The organism is Mesorhizobium sp. M0437 (genome assembly GCF_040321335.1).
Classification (GTDB): domain Bacteria; phylum Pseudomonadota; class Alphaproteobacteria; order Rhizobiales; family Rhizobiaceae; genus Mesorhizobium.
Genome location: NZ_JAMYRK010000183.1, coordinates 1 through 1,847 on the forward strand (window position 1 = coordinate 1; position 1,847 = coordinate 1,847).

At 51.5% G+C, this 1,847-nt stretch carries 1 protein-coding gene; it reads right to left on the reverse strand.

Annotated elements, in window-relative coordinates; all coding sequences use genetic code 11:
- Positions 1 to 1,102: 1,102 nt before the first annotated feature.
- The gene (locus tag NKI72_RS34795) at positions 1,103 to 1,471 is read right to left on the reverse strand and encodes a VanZ family protein (RefSeq protein ID WP_352852217.1); all 369 of its coding nucleotides are present in this window, start codon (positions 1,469 to 1,471) and stop codon (positions 1,103 to 1,105) included.
- Positions 1,472 to 1,847: the final 376 nt, after the last annotated feature.

A 1,847-nucleotide genomic window follows, 5' to 3' on the forward strand; every position in this document is an offset into this window, starting at 1 on the left:
TTCGGTGGCAGAACCACCCGATGCATAGTGCAGAGTTGCCATCCATAATCCCTCATTTTGATTCGATAGCGCCCCGCGGATGTCTGCCTACTAGAAGGTGTATATTAGCGCCAAATCACATACCTGCAGGCTCTGATAGAATGGTTGATCGGTGGCAGGATTTTCACATTTCGGCAGAAAATATACTTTATGAGTTCGACAATAGCGGTGATGAGTGTAATTTAAACGAGGAGGCATTTCTAATGTCTTCCTAAAAAAGTTCTATGATATATTTACAGGACAATACTTAGACTGGTGCGATAGTATAATATATTAATATTATTCAAAAACTAGCTGCTTGTAACTTAGGACTGCTTGATGTGTCGCTATGTTTGTTATGTAAAATGGTGGTAATATCTGTTATAGCTCAAAAATGAAAGGCAGAAAAATTTGGATTTTATTAGTAGAGCGTAGGAAGATATGAGTTTGAATGCCAAAGAGAGTGCAGCAACACGCCAATTTTCTTCAATATGCATTGCAATTCTGGCCAAATGAGCCGACCTAAACTAGGAGTCTTGCCGGACCACGTTCTCTGCTGGCGACGCCATTTTCTTGTGGACAGATAACCGCAAGTGGCAGCCCGCGACGAAGTTGTCCGCACAAAGATTGCGGCACGGCAAACTGAAATGCGGTTCAATCAGAACCCACGCGCGACCCAGGTGACCATGGGAACGATCCCGAACTGCAAACCTGCCGGTTTGGGCCGAGATGGTAGGCACTCGGAGAGTTGGGCCATGTGTGTCTCGAGGGATTCCCTGGTCGGAATTCTCCCAGCCATCCCGGCGCTACTACCAGGCAGCAAAAAGACCCGTAAGATACATAAGGCGGCGCAGCCATTGAGGGACGACGTGCCAAGCGCCTGTCGGAAGAGACGAGCGCGCAACGGCGCGTCGAGCAACTCCGGCCGATGAAGACGGGTAGGCCTTTCCTGCAGGCCTTGCGCAGCACTCGAATAGTACAGTCTCGCTGCAAAAGTCGCCGCGGCAACCAACGGCAACCTACATCCGTTCGGCGCTTGAGATCTGTCTACCGGAACAGATTGGCGCTGTTCAGAGGATGTCCCTCAAGCCGCTCGTCGAACAAGCGAATTTGCACAGCTGATGGCTGCCAGCGAGCACCAGATGCCGACACAATCAGCTGCCCAATCAAATCCCTCGAGATCTCGCCCTATTAAGGTCGTACCCTGAAGGATTTCAATCGCAGCACCAACCAGAGCGAGGAAGACCATCAAACTCACTTTGCGTTCCGGCCAACCCAGGCTGCCAACAAGCATCAGCGCCGCGAAAGCGACACCGTGATTAAGCTTGTCATAGTGGAAGCCTATGCCGAAGCCGAGCTCCTTGAGACGGAAAACTGGCAGAAGTGCAAGCACGAGAACGGCAATCAGCGTAACGAAAAAGGCTGCCCTTCCGGCAATGGAGTGTAATCTCATCCCGCTCCTATGATGTCGTTTGTGGGCCGGCCGTTGCCACCCAAGGCTCGGCTCCGAGATCGACACCGGCTCCCGCATGCGCGAGGCGAGGCTATTGCTTCCCCGTCACGATCGCATCCGATTTGTCCAAATCAACTGAACTACATATTGAGCCGCCCCATTCGTCAATAAAAACTTGCGATAGGTCAAACGGTGTCTATCTTTCGCGCGTAAATTGTCGTGCCGCTATGGAGTGCAGGACTCCAATGGATACGTGCATTCGGAGTCGGTAGGAGCGGACCGAGTGCGCGGCCTGAGACATAGGTGACGTTTTGTACCGGACACATGGGTAACACTTTTGGCTTTTGGCCGGAGGTGTTGATGCCGTGGAGAGAGT